The 17,478-nt window shown below is 68.0% G+C and carries 19 protein-coding genes; 12 read left to right on the forward strand and 7 right to left on the reverse strand.

The window, feature by feature from the left end; genetic code table 11:
* The first annotated feature begins 112 nt into the window (after positions 1-112).
* The 5 genes from AC5LXX_RS03745 to AC5LXX_RS03765 all read left to right on the forward strand — a co-directional run bounded on the left by AC5LXX_RS03745 (position 113) and on the right by AC5LXX_RS03765 (position 3,014).
* Complete coding sequence (locus AC5LXX_RS03745; protein WP_493410519.1) at positions 113-676, forward strand: GspH/FimT family pseudopilin; 564 nt, start codon at positions 113-115, stop codon at positions 674-676.
* Complete coding sequence (locus tag AC5LXX_RS03750) at positions 673-1,083, forward strand: type IV pilus modification PilV family protein (protein ID WP_493410520.1); 411 nt, start codon at positions 673-675, stop codon at positions 1,081-1,083. Before AC5LXX_RS03745 ends, AC5LXX_RS03750 begins: the two co-directional genes overlap by 4 nt.
* Entirely contained in the window at positions 1,067-1,906 is an 840-nt protein-coding gene (locus tag AC5LXX_RS03755; protein ID WP_493410521.1) for a PilW family protein, read from the forward strand. The genes AC5LXX_RS03750 and AC5LXX_RS03755 overlap by 17 nt, the downstream gene beginning before the upstream one ends.
* 140 nt (positions 1,907-2,046) lie before the next feature.
* A complete protein-coding gene (locus AC5LXX_RS03760) occupies positions 2,047-2,571 on the forward strand; it encodes a pilus assembly PilX family protein (RefSeq protein WP_493410522.1) in 525 nt (174 codons plus the stop codon).
* A gap of 50 nt (positions 2,572-2,621) precedes the next feature.
* Positions 2,622-3,014, forward strand: coding sequence for a type IV pilin protein (locus AC5LXX_RS03765; protein ID WP_493411083.1), 393 nt, complete (start codon positions 2,622-2,624; stop codon positions 3,012-3,014).
* A 64-nt stretch (positions 3,015-3,078) separates the two neighbouring features.
* Here AC5LXX_RS03765 and AC5LXX_RS03770 read toward each other — a convergent pair whose 3' ends face one another.
* The 3 genes from AC5LXX_RS03770 to AC5LXX_RS03780 form a co-directional block, all read right to left on the reverse strand.
* A complete protein-coding gene (locus AC5LXX_RS03770) occupies positions 3,079-3,522 on the reverse strand; it encodes a DUF3318 domain-containing protein (protein WP_493410523.1) in 444 nt (147 codons plus the stop codon).
* A 43-nt stretch (positions 3,523-3,565) separates the two neighbouring features.
* The gene (locus AC5LXX_RS03775; RefSeq protein WP_124449275.1) at positions 3,566-3,955 is read right to left on the reverse strand and encodes a phage holin family protein; all 390 of its coding nucleotides are present in this window, start codon (positions 3,953-3,955) and stop codon (positions 3,566-3,568) included.
* 121 nt (positions 3,956-4,076) lie between these two features.
* A complete protein-coding gene (locus tag AC5LXX_RS03780; protein WP_006494044.1) occupies positions 4,077-4,379 on the reverse strand; it encodes an ElaB/YgaM/YqjD family protein in 303 nt (100 codons plus the stop codon).
* Between the two features lie 316 nt (positions 4,380-4,695).
* On the opposite strand from AC5LXX_RS03780, the gene AC5LXX_RS03785 reads away from it, so the two are divergent.
* A complete protein-coding gene (locus tag AC5LXX_RS03785; RefSeq protein ID WP_034187217.1) occupies positions 4,696-5,334 on the forward strand; it encodes a peroxiredoxin in 639 nt (212 codons plus the stop codon).
* Between the two features lie 124 nt (positions 5,335-5,458).
* Here AC5LXX_RS03785 and AC5LXX_RS03790 read toward each other — a convergent pair whose 3' ends face one another.
* Complete coding sequence (locus AC5LXX_RS03790) at positions 5,459-6,646, reverse strand: acyl-CoA dehydrogenase (protein WP_124449273.1); 1,188 nt, start codon at positions 6,644-6,646, stop codon at positions 5,459-5,461.
* A 115-nt stretch (positions 6,647-6,761) separates the two neighbouring features.
* Between AC5LXX_RS03790 and AC5LXX_RS03795 the strand changes: the two genes are divergently transcribed.
* Positions 6,762-7,553 carry an IclR family transcriptional regulator gene (locus AC5LXX_RS03795; RefSeq protein ID WP_493402426.1) on the forward strand — a complete coding sequence of 264 codons (792 nt, stop codon included), beginning with the start codon at positions 6,762-6,764 and terminating at the stop codon, positions 7,551-7,553.
* Between the two features lie 214 nt (positions 7,554-7,767).
* Here AC5LXX_RS03795 and AC5LXX_RS03800 read toward each other — a convergent pair whose 3' ends face one another.
* Positions 7,768-8,571 (reverse strand): EAL domain-containing protein, encoded by an 804-nt coding sequence (locus AC5LXX_RS03800; protein ID WP_493410524.1) that lies wholly within the window; start codon positions 8,569-8,571, stop codon positions 7,768-7,770.
* A 353-nt stretch (positions 8,572-8,924) separates the two neighbouring features.
* Between AC5LXX_RS03800 and AC5LXX_RS03805 the strand changes: the two genes are divergently transcribed.
* Genes AC5LXX_RS03805 through fahA form a run of 5 tightly spaced genes read left to right on the forward strand, consistent with a single transcriptional unit; the run spans position 8,925 to position 14,854 of the window.
* Positions 8,925-10,586, forward strand: coding sequence for an FAD-dependent oxidoreductase (locus tag AC5LXX_RS03805; protein ID WP_493410525.1), 1,662 nt, complete (start codon positions 8,925-8,927; stop codon positions 10,584-10,586).
* Between the two features lie 28 nt (positions 10,587-10,614).
* On the forward strand, positions 10,615-10,845 hold the full coding sequence (locus AC5LXX_RS03810) for a DUF2783 domain-containing protein (protein ID WP_124449265.1): 231 nt from the start codon (positions 10,615-10,617) through the stop codon (positions 10,843-10,845).
* Positions 10,842-12,203 carry an MFS transporter gene (locus tag AC5LXX_RS03815; protein ID WP_493410526.1) on the forward strand — a complete coding sequence of 454 codons (1,362 nt, stop codon included), beginning with the start codon at positions 10,842-10,844 and terminating at the stop codon, positions 12,201-12,203. The genes AC5LXX_RS03810 and AC5LXX_RS03815 overlap by 4 nt, the downstream gene beginning before the upstream one ends.
* A gap of 15 nt (positions 12,204-12,218) precedes the next feature.
* On the forward strand, positions 12,219-13,553 hold the full coding sequence (hmgA, locus tag AC5LXX_RS03820) for a homogentisate 1,2-dioxygenase (RefSeq protein ID WP_493410527.1): 1,335 nt from the start codon (positions 12,219-12,221) through the stop codon (positions 13,551-13,553).
* Positions 13,550-14,854 (forward strand): fumarylacetoacetase, encoded by a 1,305-nt coding sequence (gene fahA, locus AC5LXX_RS03825; protein ID WP_493410528.1) that lies wholly within the window; start codon positions 13,550-13,552, stop codon positions 14,852-14,854. The genes hmgA and fahA overlap by 4 nt, the downstream gene beginning before the upstream one ends.
* A 78-nt stretch (positions 14,855-14,932) precedes the next feature.
* On the opposite strand, the gene AC5LXX_RS03830 is transcribed toward fahA, so the two are convergent.
* Together AC5LXX_RS03830 and AC5LXX_RS03835 are read right to left on the reverse strand one after the other, a co-directional pair.
* Complete coding sequence (locus AC5LXX_RS03830; RefSeq protein WP_493410529.1) at positions 14,933-16,093, reverse strand: MFS transporter; 1,161 nt, start codon at positions 16,091-16,093, stop codon at positions 14,933-14,935.
* A 93-nt stretch (positions 16,094-16,186) separates the two neighbouring features.
* Positions 16,187-17,356 (reverse strand): MFS transporter, encoded by a 1,170-nt coding sequence (locus AC5LXX_RS03835; protein ID WP_493402434.1) that lies wholly within the window; start codon positions 17,354-17,356, stop codon positions 16,187-16,189.
* Positions 17,357-17,478 lie beyond the last annotated feature (122 nt).

Here is a 17,478-nt window from a genome sequence, read left to right on the forward strand (position 1 = left end):
GCGCCGATTGTGTCGGTCGCGACCGGATGTCGCCAGTCGGCCGTTCGGCAAATGGTGCGAGTCCGCACGCATCGCTACAGTCGTCTCCTCACCCTGGTGGAGGACGATGGCGATGGGGCTGCACACTCAACCTTTGAAAAATCCATGGCTTGGCTCCGGCGGGTTCACGCTCGTCGAGCTGATGGTCGCGCTCGCGCTGGCGGCCGGGCTCGCGCTCTACGCGGCGCCCGCGTTCGACCAGTGGCGCATGCGTGAGCGTGTGGATGCACGCTCGCGTGCGTTGCTCGGCGCGCTTTCGTTTGCGCGTACCGAGGCGACGCGTCTTGGCACGCGTGTCACGCTGTGCCGGGCCGGGAACGGCGGCACCTGTCTGCGTGCCGGCGAGCGGTGCGATGCGGCCGAATGGTCGTGCGACTGGATCGTCAGCGGGCAGGTCGACGGGCAATCGCGCGTACTGAGACGCTATCCGCGCGATGCCGAAGTGGCCGTCGCGGGCGCCGCGCACGATCTGGCTTTTGCGCCGCCGGCCGGCCAGGCGATCGGCGGAATCCGGCGGTTCGAATTGCGTCCGCGGCGCGGCGTGTCCGACGCGGAAGACGCACGCGTGTCGCGTTGCGTGAGGATTGCGGCAGGCGGCCGGGCGCGGGTGGTCGCCGGCCGCTGCGGCTCGGCATGATCGCGATGCGCAACGCCATGCGCGGCACGTCGCTGATTGAGGCGACGCTGGCCATCGCGCTGCTCGCGACCGTGATGCTGGCCGTGGCCGGCAGCCAGCTCGCGATGGCGCGCACTCAGCGGGCGACGATCTGGCGCGAGCGTGCGCTGTGGCTGGCCGACGCGCGTATCGAGCGCTTGTACGCAAGTGCCGGGACAGGCGATGGCCTCGCGGCGCTGGCGGCTGCGTCGTTGCCCGGCGGTGCGATGACGCTCGACGACGGGCCGGGCGGCGTCCGCTACGCGGTCGTCGGCTGGCGTAGCGGCAACGCGGCTGCGTCGCCGCGATGCGAAGCCGCGGGCGTGTCGGCTCAGCCGCCCACGTGCGTCCGGGTTCCGTTTCGGGAGACCGATGCCGATGCACGCTGATCGTCGAATGCGTGCACACACGCTGCTCGAGGTGCTGATTGCGATGACCGTCGGTCTCCTCGTACTCGCAGCGGCAGGCGCGCTCCATCACGCGCAGCGCATCGCGCAACGGCGTGCGGAAGACGCCTTCCGGATGCGCGATGCGGCAGGCACCGCGCTGATGTTGATCGGCCAGCAGATCCAGATGGCGGGGTTCCGGCCGCTCGATATGGAAGGCGCGTCATCGTTGCCGCCGGTGTTCGGCTGTTCGACGGCGCGCGTGCGGGGCGATGGCGCACAGGTGCGGTGCGAGTCGGTGCGCGCTGCGTCGGATGCGCTCCTGGTCCGGTATGTCGGTGATGCGGTGTCGACGTGGTCGACGGTGAGCGGCCAGGCGTCGGATTGCCTCGGGCAAGGTGTCGGCGCGCCTGGCGAGCGGCCGTTGATGGAGAACCGCTTCGATGCGCACGTCAGTCCGTCGACGGGGGAGCCCGAGCTGTATTGCGAAGGGAGCGGCCGTCCGGGCACGCCGCAGCCCGTCGTGTCGGGCGTCGATCAGTTGCGCGTGCGCTATTTGCGTCGCGGCGGCGCGCAATTTGTCGATGCCGATGCGATGCGGGTCGAAGACTGGCGCGATGTCGTGGCCGTGCATGTCTGCGTGCGGGTGCGCGGCGAACCGATGCGCGAGCCGTCCAGCCATGTCGACTGCAACGGTCTTGCCGCCGTTGCACAGGACGGACGTGCACGGTTGACGCTCGATCGCATCATCGCGTTGAGAAATTCAGCGCTCGGCTTCGGAGCTACGTTGCCTGATGCAGCGCGCACACGCGAGGTGTTGCGATGAGCGGGGCAGGTCGGTCCGTGTGGGCGAGATCGCAACGGGTTGCAACGGGCAACGTGCATGGGCCCATCGCCGCGAGCGGCGACGAACCACAACAGGCTGCGTGCACGAGCGCCCTGGCGACGAACCCGTGCGAATCGCGCATGCGCTTCCGGTCGGCATGCCGCGCCTGGCGTCGCGACGCAGGGCTCGCACTGCCGGCAGTCATCGCGGTCGGTGCGGCCATTGCAGCGCTGACAGGCACGTGGTTCGAAGCCGCGCTGACGGAATCGCGTCGCACGCGAGCGCTGTCCGATCGGCTGATCGCATTCCACGCAGCCGATGCCGCGCTGGTGGCTTGCACCGCGCGATTGCTCCGTGGCGCGGCACCCCATGTGAGCGAGCGCGAATCTTACGCGGAGCCCGACGCCTGGCAGCGCATGCCATCGCTGGCGGCCGCCGAAGCATTCACGCCGTTCGCCGGATGGCCGATGGCCGCGCAGCCGCCGCGATGCCTGATCGAGGCGTGGCGCGGGGCAGGGCCGCCCGGTAGCCGTGCTTACCTCGTCACCGCACGTGGCGTCGGTGCGCACGCATCGAGTGCAGTCTGGCTGCAGCACCAGGTCGCGATACGCGACGAGCACGTCGTCGCGCTGCGCTGGCGTCGCGTCGCGGCGGTGCTTCAGTGAACGGCCGCCCTTCCGTATTCCGATCGGCGGGATTCACGCTGATCGAGTTGATGATCGTGCTCGCGATCGTCGCGGTGCTGGCCGGATGGGGCATCCCGTCGTATCGCGAACATGTCGCACGCGTTCATCGCGCGTCGGCGGTGTCCGCGCTGTATCGCGCGGCCCAGTATCTCGAAACGCTGGATGGTTCGTTGCCCTCGGCGTTGCCGGACGCGCTCGTGCAGGCGCCGCCGGATGGGCGTGCCGTCTATCGCCTGACGCTGCGGCGGCCGGGTCGCGACGATTCGCCGGTGAGCTACGAACTGGACGCAAGCCCGCTCGACACGGGCCCGATGCAAGACGATCCATGCGGGTCCTTCACGCTGGATTCCGGCGGGACGAAAGGCAATGTGCGGCGCGATGGCGCCGACGAACCGGGCACGGCGTGCTGGGGTGCGCGTTGAGTCCGCAAGCGTCTGCGAGAAAGGCGCGCGACGGCGCATGGCCGTGCGCGCGGGAGGTCGGCGGTCAGTCGTCGTGCGGGTCGAGCCCGCGCTCGTCGCGGGATTGCTTCCAGATCCGGTAGACCTCCCATGCGGCGAAGCCGAGCGTGCCCCACTTCAGCGCGGGGCCCGCGCTCGCGCGCAGCAGCGAGCGAACGGGTTTCGCCAGCACGAGCGACGCGAGCGAACTCAGCATCGGGTACTGGTTGACGAGATTGCCGAGGCTCGCGTTCAGATTTCTGGCGGACTGGCTGAACTTGTTGGTGGAAAGGCCGGGGATGAAAACCTTGAGCCAGCTGAAGCGCGTGACGGCCTGGCGCATCTCGCCGGCGGCTTCCGCGAGCTCGAGCCGCTCGACTTCGGATCGCAGGATCAGCAGTTCCTTGCGGAGCGCGCGATGCTGCGATGCGCTCCAGTTCGATCGCGACGAATGGGATCGGGGTGAATTGCCCGTAACGTTCTGGCTCATGGCGCGTCGACGAAGTAGGTGGGAGGGGTGAACGCGATGGCGATCACGGCTTGCCGCGGAACAGTTCGCGGTCCTTCTCGAGTTCGGCGAGCGTCGCCTCGAATACGGTCGGTGCGTCGCGCAGGCCCGAGCGGGCTTTCAGCGCGCACACGATGCCGGCGGCGGCATACAGTGCGGTGATTACCGCGAGCGACTGCCAGCGATAGGTATCCCAGAACGCGATCGCGACGAGCACGGTCAGGCTGATGAGCGCCATCGTCGCGAGCATCATCGCGGCGAGCCCGAGGAACAGCACGCCCATCAGGCGCTCCTTCTCCTCGGCAAGCTCGATGCCCACCAGTTCGAGGCGTGTCTGCAGAAGCCCGATCGCGGAGCCGACGAGGCGGCGCAGCGGTCCTTGGCCGGACGGCTGCGAGGTGGTGTCTGTCGTCATGGATGAGGTGCGTGCGCGCAGTGAGCAGCTAGGACAAAGCCGGCCGGCGGAAACCGCCGGCTGGCTTCGACGCCCGCGGGCCGCGCGACGCGGCCCGCGGGACGAAACGGCGCAGAGCGCGTTACTTGCGGTTGATCAGCAGGCCGATCAGCACGCCGACGCCGGCGGCCACGCCGATCGACGTCCACGGGTGCTCGTGCACGTAATCGTCGGTCGCGCGTGCGGCCTTCTTGCCTTTCTCGACCACCACGACCTGGACGTCGGCAGCCTTTTCCTTGGCCTGCTTCAGGCGCGACATCGCCTTCTCGCGCAGCTCGGCCGCACGGTCGCCCGTGCTGCTCGCTGCTTGCTTGAGCAGGTCTTCGGCGTCCGAGAGAACGGTTTTGATATCCGACATCAGTTTCTCCTTGTTGATTTCCGACATTGCAACTCCCTTCGTGCGTCATGCTGCAGGTTCACATCGTAGCGAAACCCCTGCCTGCTGGCGAGCCGGGAACACACGCGGCGGCAGTGCAAGACTGCATGGTAAACGACTTGTAATCATGAACAGAGCGGCAAAGGATTGAAAAGTTTCCCTCGTGGCCGTCCGTCCCGTCCCGGCGCCGGGTAAAAATGACAAAAAAGTATGAATATCAAACGGAATAATCGTTCGCACGACCCATTGCTTCCCGTAAGCTGATGGACTGCCCCGCGCTGTCCAGCGCGCGGTTTCAACCAGCATCGTTCGAGGAGGGAACATTATGAGTCTGCGTCTTGGCGACATCGCACCGGATTTCGAGCAGGAATCGAGCCTGGGCACCATCAAGTTTCACGACTGGCTCGGCAACAGCTGGGGCGTCCTGTTCTCCCATCCGGCCGACTACACGCCGGTGTGCACGACGGAACTCGGGCTGACCTCGAAGCTGAAGGGCGAATTCGAGAAACGCAACGTGAAGGTGATCGCGCTGTCGGTCGACGGCGTCGAATCGCACAAGGGCTGGATCAACGACATCAACGAAACGCAATCGACGGTCGTCGGCTTTCCGATCATCGCCGATGCGGACCGCAAGGTTTCGCAGCTGTACGACATGATCCACCCGAACGCGAACGAGACGCTGACGGTGCGCTCGCTGTTCGTGATCGATCCGAACAAGAAGGTGCGGCTCACGATCACCTATCCCGCCAGCACGGGGCGCAATTTCGACGAAGTGCTGCGCGTGATCGACTCGCTGCAGCTGACCGACAACTACAAGGTCGCGACGCCCGGCAACTGGAAGGACGGCGACGATGTCGTGATCGTGCCGTCGCTGCAGGATCCGGAAGAGCTGAAGAAGCGCTTCCCGAAGGGCTTCAACGCAGTGCGTCCGTATCTGCGCCTGACGCCGCAGCCGAACAAGTAAGCATCGGCGGCCCGGAACCGCGGTTCCGATGAACAACGGCCCGCCCGGCAGTGATGCCGGGCGGGCCGTTTGCTTGGGCGATGACGCACGCGGCATCGCGGCCGCGTGCATCACGTGCGGATGCTCAGAAGAATGCCTGGATGCCCGTCTGCGCGCGGCCGAGGATCAGCGCGTGGATGTCGTGCGTGCCTTCGTACGTGTTGACCACTTCGAGGTTCACGAGGTGGCGCGCGACGCCGAATTCGTCGGAGATGCCGTTGCCGCCGAGCATGTCGCGCGCGAGGCGCGCGATGTCGAGCGCCTTGCCGCACGAGTTGCGCTTCATGATCGACGTGATCTCGACGGCCGCCGTGCCTTCGTCCTTCATCCGGCCGAGGCGCAGCACGCCTTGCAGGCCGAGCGTGATTTCGGTCTGCATGTCGGCGAGCTTCTTCTGGATCAGCTGGTTCGCGGCGAGCGGCCGGCCGAACTGCTGGCGGTCGAGCACATACTGGCGCGAGGTGTGCCAGCAGGACTCGGCCGCGCCGAGCGCGCCCCACGCGATCCCGTAGCGCGCCGAGTTCAGGCACGTGAACGGGCCGCGCAGGCCGCTCACGTTCGGCATCAGGTTCTCTTCCGGCACGAACACCTCGTCGAGGACGATCTCGCCGGTGATCGATGCGCGCAGCCCGACCTTGCCGTGGATCGCGGGCGCCGACAGGCCCTTCCAGCCTTTCTCCAGGATGAAGCCGCGGATCGCGTCCTTGCCGTTCTCTTCGAGCTTCGCCCACACGACGAACACGTCGGCGATCGGCGAGTTCGTGATCCACATCTTCGCGCCGGACAGCGAGTAGCCGCCGGGCACCTTCTTCGCGCGCGTGACCATGCTGCCCGGATCGGAGCCGTGGTTCGGCTCGGTCAGCCCGAAGCAGCCGATCCATTCGCCGGTCGCGAGCTTCGGCAGGTATTTCTGCTTCTGCGCGTCGGAGCCGAATTCGAAGATCGGCACCATCACGAGCGACGACTGCACGGACATCATCGACCGGTAGCCCGAATCGACGCGCTCGACTTCGCGCGCGATCAGTCCGTAGCTCACGTAATTGAGGCCGGGGCCGCCGTATTCCTCGGGAATCGTCGGGCCGAGCAGGCCGACTTCGCCCATCTCGCGGAAGATGGCGGCGTCGGTGCGCTCGTGGCGGAACGCTTCGGTGACGCGCGGCGCGAGCTTGTCCTGTGCGTACGCCTGCGCGGCATCGCGCACCATCCGCTCTTCTTCGGTCAGTTGCTGGTCGAGCAGCAGCGGATCGTCCCAATGAAAAGTTGCAGCGGTCATCGTCTCATCTCCAGTTGGTCCGGTCTTCCAGCCGGGCCCCATGCCAAAAGTTCGCTTGACTGTAGTTCCGCTGTGCGGAACAATGTTTTGCAAATCGAACCCAGTGTAGCACCAGATGACACTTTCAACCATCGACGAAACCACGATCGACGAGCGCAAGTTCGTCGTCGCGCTCGCGCGCGGGCTCGACCTGCTGCGCGCCTTCCGGCCCGGCGAGACGATGCTCGGCAACCGCGACTTCGCGGAGCGCACGGGGCTGCCGAAGGCCACCGTGAACCGGCTCGCCTATACGCTGACCGTGCTCGGTTACCTGCGCTACGACGAGACGCTCGGAAAGTATGCGCTCGACGCCGGCGTGCTGTCGCTCGGCTACGCGCTGCTGTCGGGTTCGGGGACGATCGATCTCGCGCGGCCGCACATGCAGGCGCTCGCGCGCGAGATCGGCGCGGCCGTGTCGCTGGGCTGCCGGGACGGGCTCGACATGATCTACCTGGAGACGATCCGCAGCGAGACGGCGCTGACGCTCGGGCTCGCGCCCGGTTCGCGGCTGTCGATGCTGACGAGCTCGATGGGGCGTGCGTACCTGGCCGTGCAGCCGGAGGATGTGCGCCGCGCGCTCTACGCGGAACTGCACCGCGCGGCAGGCGGCGCGGCGGACGCCGATGCGCTCGTCGCCGCCGCGCAGCATGCGGTGGCCGAATTCTCGGCGGGCGGGTGCTGCTATTCGTTCCGCGCGTGGCACATGGACGTGAACGCGGCGGCCGTGCCGTTTCGCGAGCCGCGCGAGGGGCGCTGGCTGATCCTGAGCTGCAGCGGTCCCGCGTCGTCGATGGACGAGGACGTGTTCCGGACGCAGATCGGGCCGAAGCTGAAAGGGCTCGCGCAACGGCTCGGGCAGACGGCTTGAGCCATGCGGTGCGCGACGGCCATGCCGTCGTCGCCGGTGTCGGCGGGAACCACGGAAGGCGGCGGCGCCTTCCGGTTGCGCCGGCCATGCAGGACATCCAGTCACGAACCGGCCGGCATCGGGCACGGATGACGCAAGCCGAACGGATTCCGCGAACGGCGCGTCGCCCGATTTCGGCACCCGGCACATCGCGCGTGCCGGTCACGCCATCCGCTCAGGCCGTCACGACCTTCGCAAACACGGGGCCCTGCATGAACCGCACGTCGTGCTGGCGCAGCAGCTCGCACTGCGTCTCGTCGACGACGCCGTCGAAGATCAGCGGAATCCGCACGCGCTGCGCATAGGCGACAAGCGCCTTGACCATCCCGTCGCGCAACGCGATCCCTGCATCCATCTTGATGAAGTCGGGCCGCGCCATGTCCGATTCGACCGCGAGGATGCGGCCCGGGTCGGGCAGCTTGTCCGCGACCTTGAAGCCGTGATGCTGGTAGCTGCGCGTCAGGTAGCCGAGGAAGGTCTTGTGCGCGACCGCGACCGCCGGCAGCTCGATCACGATCCGCTCGGGCGGCAGCCCGAAGCGCTGCAGCACCGACGAGAAATGCTTGCCGTGGTCGTACTTCACGCTCTTCAGCAGCCGCTCATGCACGCGCAGGAACAGCAGCCCGTGGCGCTGCGCGCCGAAAAAGTTGATCGCATGCAGCGCGCGCGACAGGCGGTCGATCGCGACCAGCGTCTGGTCGTCGACGGCCGAGTCGACCGGATCGTGCGCCGCGCCCGTGACGACCGTCACGGCCTGGAAGCCGAGCTCGTCGCCATAGCGCTCGATCGCGTCGGCAAATGACGTCGATTGCGGCGCGCCGGGCATCGTCACGTCGTAGATCGGTTCGTAGGCGCTGCCGAGCGTGCGCTCGGGCAGATTCGCGCTCGCGGTGCCGCCTTCGGCCAGCGCGAGGTGATCCCGCAGATACGGCAGTTGCCCGGCACGGGCGACCAGCTCGGGAATGGTGGGCGGAATCATCGGCGTAAGAAGGAAAAACGGCGGCCGAACGGGCCGCCTCGTAGCTTGATATTAGCAGCGCGCGCCAAGCTCGGCTTGGCGTTTCGTTCATATGGTTATCCCGTCCGGGCCCACTCGCCTAGGGTTTACGTTGATTTCACTATTCGTAATTGGTTTTACTATTCGTAAATCCAAGGATTTGTCGCCGATCAAGAAATGCGGCATGCGGGCGCCGCGAGACGGCGCCGTTCACGAATCAACAGGAAGCAAGGAGCGAGACGTGGCGGTTGACAGGACAGCCGGGCAGGCGCGCCGGCAGGAGACGAAGGGCACGACGGGCGCGCCGGTGCGCGCGCGGCAGGGTTGAGGCGCGGATGGCGACCATGAGCATCGATTACCAGACGCTGAAGTTCGAGTACCGCGCGCGCGCGCATGACGCGGCCGTCCATCCGGTCATCGTCGTCGGTGCGGGCCCGGTGGGCCTCGCGGCCGCGATCGACCTCGCGCAGCAGGGCGTGCCTGTCGTGCTGCTCGACGACGACGACACGCTGTCGACCGGTTCGCGCGCGATCTGCTTCGCGAAACGCACGCTCGAGATCTTCGACCGGCTCGGCTGCGGCGAGCGTTTCGTCGACAAGGGCGTGAGCTGGCACGTCGGCAAGGTGTTCCTGCAGGACGAGCAGCTGTACGCGTTCGACCTGCTGCCCGAGGAAGGGCACGCGCGCCCCGCGTTCATCAACCTGCAGCAGTACTACGTCGAAGGCTATCTGGCCGACCGTGCGTTCGAGCTGCCGAACCTCGACATCCGCTGGAAGCACAAGGTGACGGGCATCGAGCAGTCGGCCGAACACGCGGTGCTGACGATCGAGACGCCGGACGGCATCGCGACGCTGCACGCGCGGTACGTGATCGCGGCCGACGGCTCGCGCAGCCCGATGCGCACGATGATGGGCCTCGAAAGCCATGGCCGCACGTTCAAGGACCGCTTCCTGATCGCCGACGTGAAGATGAAGGCGGAGTTTCCGACCGAGCGCTGGTTCTGGTTCGATCCGCCGTTCCACCGCAACCAGTCGGTGCTGCTGCATCGCCAGCCCGATAACGTATGGCGCATCGACTTCCAGCTCGGCTGGGATGCCGACCCCGTCGCCGAGAAGCAGCCGGAGCGCGTGATCCCGCGCGTGCGCGCGCTGCTCGGGCCGGACGTCGAGTTCGAGCTCGAATGGGTGAGCGTCTATACGTTCCGCTGCCAGCGGATGGACACGTTCCGCCACGGCCGCGTGCTGTTCGCGGGCGATTCCGCGCACGGCGTGTCGCCGTTCGGCGCGCGCGGCGCGAACAGCGGCGTGCAGGACGCGGACAACCTCGCATGGAAGCTGAAGCTCGTGCTCGACGGCCGCTCGGACGACCGCCTGCTCGACACGTATGCGAGCGAGCGCGAATTCGCGGCCGACGAGAACATCCGCAACTCGACGCGCTCGACCGACTTCATCACGCCGAAGAGCGCGGTGTCGCGCGTGTTCCGCGACGCGACGCTGAAGCTCGCGCGCGACTGCGAGTTCGCGCGCAAGCTGGTGAACAGCGGCCGCCTGTCGGTGCCGGCGGTACTGGCCGATTCGCCGCTGAACACGCCCGATCGCAACGGCGACGCATTCGCCTGCGCGATGCGGCCGGGCGCGGCGGCGGCCGATGCGCCGGTGCGCGTGCAGGGTGCGTCGGGCTGGCTGCTGCAGCATCTGCGCGGCGGCTTCACCGGCGTGCTGTTCGGCTTGCCGGGCGATGCGGCCGCGCTCGCCAGGGCCGTCGACGGCCTCGCGCTGCCGGTGCGTCCGGTGCTCGTCGTGCCGGCCGGCCATGCGCAGCCGGTGGCCGGCGTCGACGTCGTGGAGGACGTCGACGGTTTTGCCGCCCAACGCTACGACGCGCAGCCGGGCACGTTCTACCTGCTGCGCCCCGACCAGCACGTCTGCGCGCGCATGCGCACGCTCGACCGCCAGGCGATCGCCGACGCACTGGCGCGCGCGACCTGCGCACGCTGAATACGATAAAGACACCGGAGACACCGTCATGCCCGCACTCGATACCCGCCCGCGCCTGGCCGACCCCGACGCATTCTACGAAGCGCTGATCGACATGCATCGCGACCTGTCCGACAGCGACAGCCAGCTCGTCAACGCGAAGCTGATCCTGCTGCTCGCGAACCAGGTCGGCGACGCCGACGTGCTGCGCGAAGCGATGGCGCTCGCGCGCCAGGGCGTGACGCCGCCCGTGCATCCGGCCGCCGAGGTGGCGCAATGAGCGCGGCGCCGGCCGACGCACGCGTGCTCGAGGTCGAGCGCGTGATCGACGAGACCCATCGCCCGGGCTTTCACTGGATGCTGCTGATGCTGTGCGGGCTGTGCCTCGTGATCGACGGGTTCGACGCGCAGGCGATGGGCTACGTCGCGCCGAGCGTGATCGCCGAATGGGGCGTGCCGAAGCAGGCGCTTGGGCCCGTGTTCAGCGCGAGCCTGTTCGGGATGCTGCTCGGCGCGCTCGGGCTGTCGGTGCTGGCCGACCGGATCGGGCGGCGCCCGGTGCTGATCGGCTCGACGCTGTTCTTCGCGGTGACGATGCTCGCGACGCCGTTCGCCGGTTCGATTCCCGTGCTGATGGCGCTGCGCTTCGTCACGGGCCTCGGCCTCGGCTGCATCATGCCGAACGCGATGGCGCTGGTCGGCGAGTTCAGCCCGGCCGCGCATCGCGTGAAGCGGATGATGATCGTGTCGTGCGGCTTCACGCTCGGCGCGGCGCTCGGCGGCTTCATCAGCGCCGCGCTGATTCCCGCATTCGGCTGGCGCTCGGTGTTCTTCGTCGGCGGTGCGGTGCCGCTCGTGCTGACGATCGCGATGGTCGCGCGGCTGCCGGAGTCGCTGCAGTTCCTGGTGCTGAAAGGGCGCGTCGCGCAGGCGCGCGACTGGCTCGCGCGCTTCGCGCCGCAGGCCGGTATCGATGCGAACACGCGCATCGTCGTGCGCGAGCGTGCCGCGAGCGGTGCGCCGGTCGCCGAACTGTTCAGCCATGGCCGCCTGCCGGTCACGCTGCTGCTGTGGGCGATCAGCTTCATGAACCTGATCGATCTGTATTTCCTGTCGAACTGGCTGCCGACCGTGATGCGCGATGCCGGCTATTCGCCGGGCACCGCGGTGATCGTCGGCACGGTGCTGCAGACGGGCGGCGTGATCGGCACGCTGTCGCTCGGCTGGTTCATCGAACGTTACGGCTTCGTGCGCGTGCTGTTCGTGTGCTTCGCGTGCGCGGCCGTGTCGGTGGGGCTGATCGGCTCGGTCGCGCATGCGCTGCCGTGGCTGCTGGTCGTCGTGTTCGCGGGCGGGTTCTGCGTGGTCGGCGGGCAGCCGGCCGTGAATGCACTCGCGGGCCAGTATTACCCGACGTCGCTGCGCTCGACGGGCATCGGGTGGAGCCTCGGCATCGGCCGGATCGGCTCGGTGCTCGGACCGCTCGTCGGCGGACAACTGATTGCGCTCAACTGGTCGAACGGCGCGCTGTTCCACGCGGCCGCGGTGCCCGTGCTGTGCTCGGCGCTGTTCGTTCTCGGCCTGGCGGGCGTGACGCGGCGCAACGGCGTGCAGGCGCCGAACGCCGCCATGAATTGAGGGAGAAAGGAAACGATGACGCTTGACCTGTCGAAACCGGCGAACGCCGGCTACCTGAGCGGTTTCGCGAACGAATTCGCGACCGAGGCACTGCCCGGCGCGCTGCCGCACGGCCGCAACTCGCCGCAGCGTGCGCCGTACGGGCTGTATGCGGAGCAGTTGTCGGGCACCGCGTTCACCGCGCCGCGCGGCCACAATCGCCGCTCGTGGCTGTACCGCATTCGCCCCGCCGCCGTGCACCGGCCATTCGAGCCGTACGCGGGCCCGCAGCGGCTCGTGTCGGAATTCGGCGATTCGGCCGACGTGCCGCCGACGCCGCCGAACCAGCTGCGCTGGGATCCGCTGCCGATGCCGGTCGAGCCGACCGATTTCGTCGACGGGCTCGTGACGATGGCCGGCAACGGCTCGGCCGCCGCGATGAACGGCTGCGCGATTCACCTGTACGCGGCGAACCGCTCGATGCAGGACCGCTTCTTCTACAGCGCGGACGGCGAACTGCTGATCGTGCCGCAACAGGGGCGCCTGTTCATCGCGACCGAATTCGGTCGCGTCGACGTCGAGCCGTTCGAGATCGCGGTGATCCCGCGCGGCGTGCGCTTTTCCGTCACGCTGCCGGACGGCGACGCGCGCGGCTACCTCTGCGAAAACTTCGGCGCGCAACTGCGCCTGCCTGATCTCGGCCCGATCGGCTCGAACGGGCTCGCGAACCCGCGCGACTTCCTGACGCCGCAAGCCGCGTACGAAGACCGCGAAGGCGCGTTCGAACTGATCGCGAAGCTGAACGGCCGCCTGTGGCGCGCGGACATCGGCCATTCGCCGCTCGACGTCGTCGCGTGGCACGGCAACTACGCGCCGTACAAATACGACCTGCGCCTGTTCAACACGATCGGCTCGATCAGCTTCGACCATCCCGATCCGTCGATCTTCCTCGTGCTGCAGGCGCAGAGCGACACGCCGGGCGTCGACACGATCGACTTCGTGATCTTCCCGCCGCGCTGGCTCGCGGCCGAGGACACGTTCCGCCCGCCGTGGTTCCACCGCAACGTCGCGAGCGAATTCATGGGGCTCGTGCACGGCGCGTACGACGCGAAGGCCGAAGGCTTCGTGCCGGGCGGCGCGAGCCTGCACAACTGCATGTCGGGCCACGGGCCCGATGCGGATACGTTCGAGAAGGCGTCCGCGAGCGACACGACGAAGCCGCACAAGGTCGACGCGACGATGGCGTTCATGTTCGAAACCCGCACGCTGATCCGGCCGACGCGCTATGCGCTCGACACCGCGCAGCTGCAGGCCGACTACTTCGAATGCTGGCAAGGCATCAGGAAACACTTCAATCCGGAGCAACGATGAGCGATACCCAAGACTGGCGCGCGACGCTCGACCCGGCTCGCAAGAGCTGGATCGACACCGCGAACGAGCCCACCTGCGATTTCCCGATCCAGAACCTGCCGTTCGGGATCTTCAGCGATGCGAAGCAGGCGGCGCAGCGTGCGGGCGTGGCGCTGGGCGACCAGATCGTCGATCTCGCGGCGCTCGCGCGCGCGGGCCTCGTGACGCTGCCGGCTGGCGCCGATGCGTTCGCCGCGCCGACGCTCAATGCGTTCATCGCGCTCGGCCGCGACGCATGGCGCAGCGTGCGCGTGCAGCTGTCCGACCTGTTCTCGCGCGACAACGCGACGCTGCGTGACGATGCGGCGCTGCGCGCGCAGGTGCTCGTCGCGCAACGTGACGCGACGCTGCATCTGCCGGTCGAGATTCCCGGCTATACGGATTTCTATTCGTCGAAGGAGCACGCGACCAACGTCGGCTCGATGTTCCGCGATCCGAAGAATGCGCTGTTGCCGAACTGGTCGGAGATGCCGATCGGCTACAACGGCCGTGCGTCGTCGGTGGTCGTGAGCGGCACGCCGGTGCGGCGGCCGAACGGGCAACTGAAGCTGCCCGACCAGGAGCGTCCGGTGTTCGGCGCGTGCCGCAAGCTCGACATCGAACTGGAGACGGGCTTCATCGTCGGGAAGGGCAACACGCTCGGCGAGCCGATCGCGTGCGAGGATGCGGAAGCGCATATCTTCGGGATGGTGCTGCTGAACGACTGGAGCGCGCGCGACATCCAGCAGTGGGAATATGTGCCGCTCGGGCCGTTCAATTCGAAGGGCTTCGCGACGACGATCTCGCCGTGGATCGTCACGCTCGATGCGCTCGAACCGTTCCGCGTCGCGCAGCCCGAGCAGTCGCCGCAGCCGCTCGCGTATCTGCGGCACGCCGGCAAGCATGCGTTCGACATCGCGCTCGAAGTGACGCTGCGTGCCGAAGGCGCGGCCGAAGCGACGTCGATCTGCCGCACGAACTTCAGGCACATGTACTGGACGATGGCGCAGCAGCTCGCGCATCACACCGTCGCGGGCTGCAACACGCGCGTGGGCGACCTGATGGGTTCAGGCACGATTAGCGGGCCGACGAAGGATTCGTCCGGCAGCCTGCTCGAACTGACGTGGAACGGCAAGGAGCCGGTCGCGCTGAACGGCGGCGGCAGCCGTGCGTTTATCGAGGACGGCGACGAGCTTACGCTCGCCGGGTGGTGCCAGGGCGACGGCTATCGCGTCGGCTTCGGCACGTGTGCGGGGAAGATCCTGCCGGCGCGGAAGGTGTAACGCGTAGTACGGCAGGACCGAACGGCCCGCGTCATGCGGGCCGTTGCCGATTCGTCGAGGTGGTTTCGTCGATACGAATCAGACCGCGCGTTGCAACGTGGCGCGGCGCTCCCACAGCGCGGCCGCGACGAACGCCGCGACGCAGGCGACCAGCACGCCGACCAGCGCGTTGCTGCCCAGCTGCTCCATCAATGCGCCGGCCACCAGCGGGCCGCCGAAGCTCGCGGCGCTCCACGATGCCGATACGAGCGAGCTCGCGGTGACGAGCGCCGCGCCGCGGAAGCGTTCGCCGCACGCGACCAGCGACAGCGTATAGATGCTGCCGGCCGCCGCGCCGAGCACGAACAGCAGCGGCCAGCACAGCCACGGATTCGCGATGACGAACGGCAGCAGCGGCAGGCCGGCCAGCACGATCCAGCCGGCGCCGAGGTGCACGCGTTCGCGGCCGAGCTTGTCCGCGAGCCAGCCGATCGGGAACTGCATCGCGGTATCGCCGAACAGCATGATCGACGCGAGCAGCACGGCGGTCGCGCTCGCGACGCCGTGATCCATTGCATAGAGCGGCAGCAGCGACAGCGCGAGCGTATCGAACAGCGCGAAGAAGCCGGTGCCGATGATCAGCGCGGGCATGCGGGGCAGCACCGCGAACCAGCTGTCGTGTGCTTCGTGATGCGCGTCGTCGCCGGCGAGCGGCGCGCGCCGGATCGTCGCGAGCGTCGGCAGCGCGAGCAGGAACAGCGCGCCGCACAGCGCGAAGCGGATGTGCGTCGCGCCCGCGATCTGGCTGACGAGCACGGGGCCGGCCATCTGGAACAGCGTGAAATTGGTCGCGTAGATCGCGACGACGCGGCCGCGCGTCGAATCGTCGGCGAGCTGGTTGACCCACGCTTCGCCGATCGTGAACAGCAGCATCAGCGCGGCGCCGCACAGCACGCGCAGCGCGCCCCACAGGATCAGGTTCGACGTGAACTGCATCAGCGCGGTGGCGGCCGCGAGCAGCACGACCGACACGACGATCGCGCGGCGCGAGCCGATATGCCGCGCGAGCGCGGTGACGAACGGGACGATCGCGAGGCCGCCGAGCGCCTGCGCGGCCGTCAGCATGCCGACCACGTTGGTGCCGTGTCCGGCTTCGGTCAGTGCGAGTGCGGTGAGCGGCAACGTGGCGCCGGTCCCGAGGCCGACGACCGCGACGCTCAGGATCAGCGCGAGGAAATCGCGATTGAGAATGGCTTTCATCGGGCGGGATGCTACACCGCGACCCTTGAAAGGTCCATGAAGGCCATCAGGATCGAGTGGGGTTGTGTCCGCAACGATTGCAGCAGGGTTGCGTCACACGTATTCGGTCGGCACGCCGACCGGGCGGCGTTCGAGCGACGCCGACCACAGCGTGAGCGCGAGTGCCGCGACGGCCATCGCGACGCCGACCCACGGCAGGCTCACGAGCGATACACCGGAGCCGATCGCCATCCCGCCGAGCCATGCGCCGGTCGCGTTGCCGAGGTTGAACGCACCCTGGTTCAGCGTCGACGCGAGGTTCGGCGCATCGCTGGCGCGATCGACGATCATGATCTGCAGCGGCGGCACGATCGCGAACGCGAGGATGCCCCACACGAAGATCGTCGCGAGCGCGGCGAACGGCACGTGCATCGTGCCCGCGAACAGCGCGAGGACGATACCGATCAGCGCGAGCGTCGCGATCAGCGACGGCATCCGGCGCCAGTCGGCGAGCTTGCCGCCGAGCGTGCCGCCGACCGTCAGCCCGAGGCCGAACAGCAGCAGCACGTAGGTGACCTGGCGCGGCGAGAAGCCCGTCACGTCCTCGAGGATCGGCGTGATGTACGTGAACACGCTGAACAGGCTCGCGGACGCGAGCACGCTGATGCCGAGCACCATCAGCACCTGCGGGTGCTTCAGCACGCTGAATTCGCGCGTGATGCTGGTGTCGGGCATCGCGAGGTTCTTCGGCAGGCACACCGCGAGCGCGGCGGCCGCGGCGATGCCGATGCCGGTGACGGCCCAGAACGTCGCGCGCCAGCCGAATGCCTGGCCGAGCGCGGTGCCGAGCGGCACGCCGAGCACGTTCGCGAGCGTGAGGCCGGTGAACATCAGCGCGATCGCCTGCGCGCGGCGGTTCGGCGCGACGAGGTTGCTGGCGACGACCGAGCCGATCCCGAAGAACGCGCCATGACAGAACGCGGTGACGACACGCGCGGCCATCAGCACCGCATAGCCCGGTGCGATCGCGCAGAACAGGTTGCCGGCGATGAACAGTCCGATCAGGCCCATCAGCGCGCGCTTGCGCGGCATCTTCGCGGTGACGATCGCGAGGATCGGCGCGCCGATCGTCACGCCGAGCGCGTAGCCCGACACGAGCATGCCGGCGGCCGGAATCGACACGCCGAGATCGCGCGCGACATTGGGCAGCAGCCCCATGATCACGAATTCGGTGGTACCGATTCCAAATGCGGCGACGGCAAGGGCGAAAAGAGGCAGGGGCATCGCGGAGGCTCGGGAAAAATGCCGCACGAGCCAGGCGCGGGAGGCGCGGGACGGGCGGTGGGTCAGTCGAATGACAGCCGCGATTCTACTTCAGTGAAAACCCTTATGCTTGGGGCCAAAAC

The organism is Burkholderia torrens, assembly GCF_984668525.1.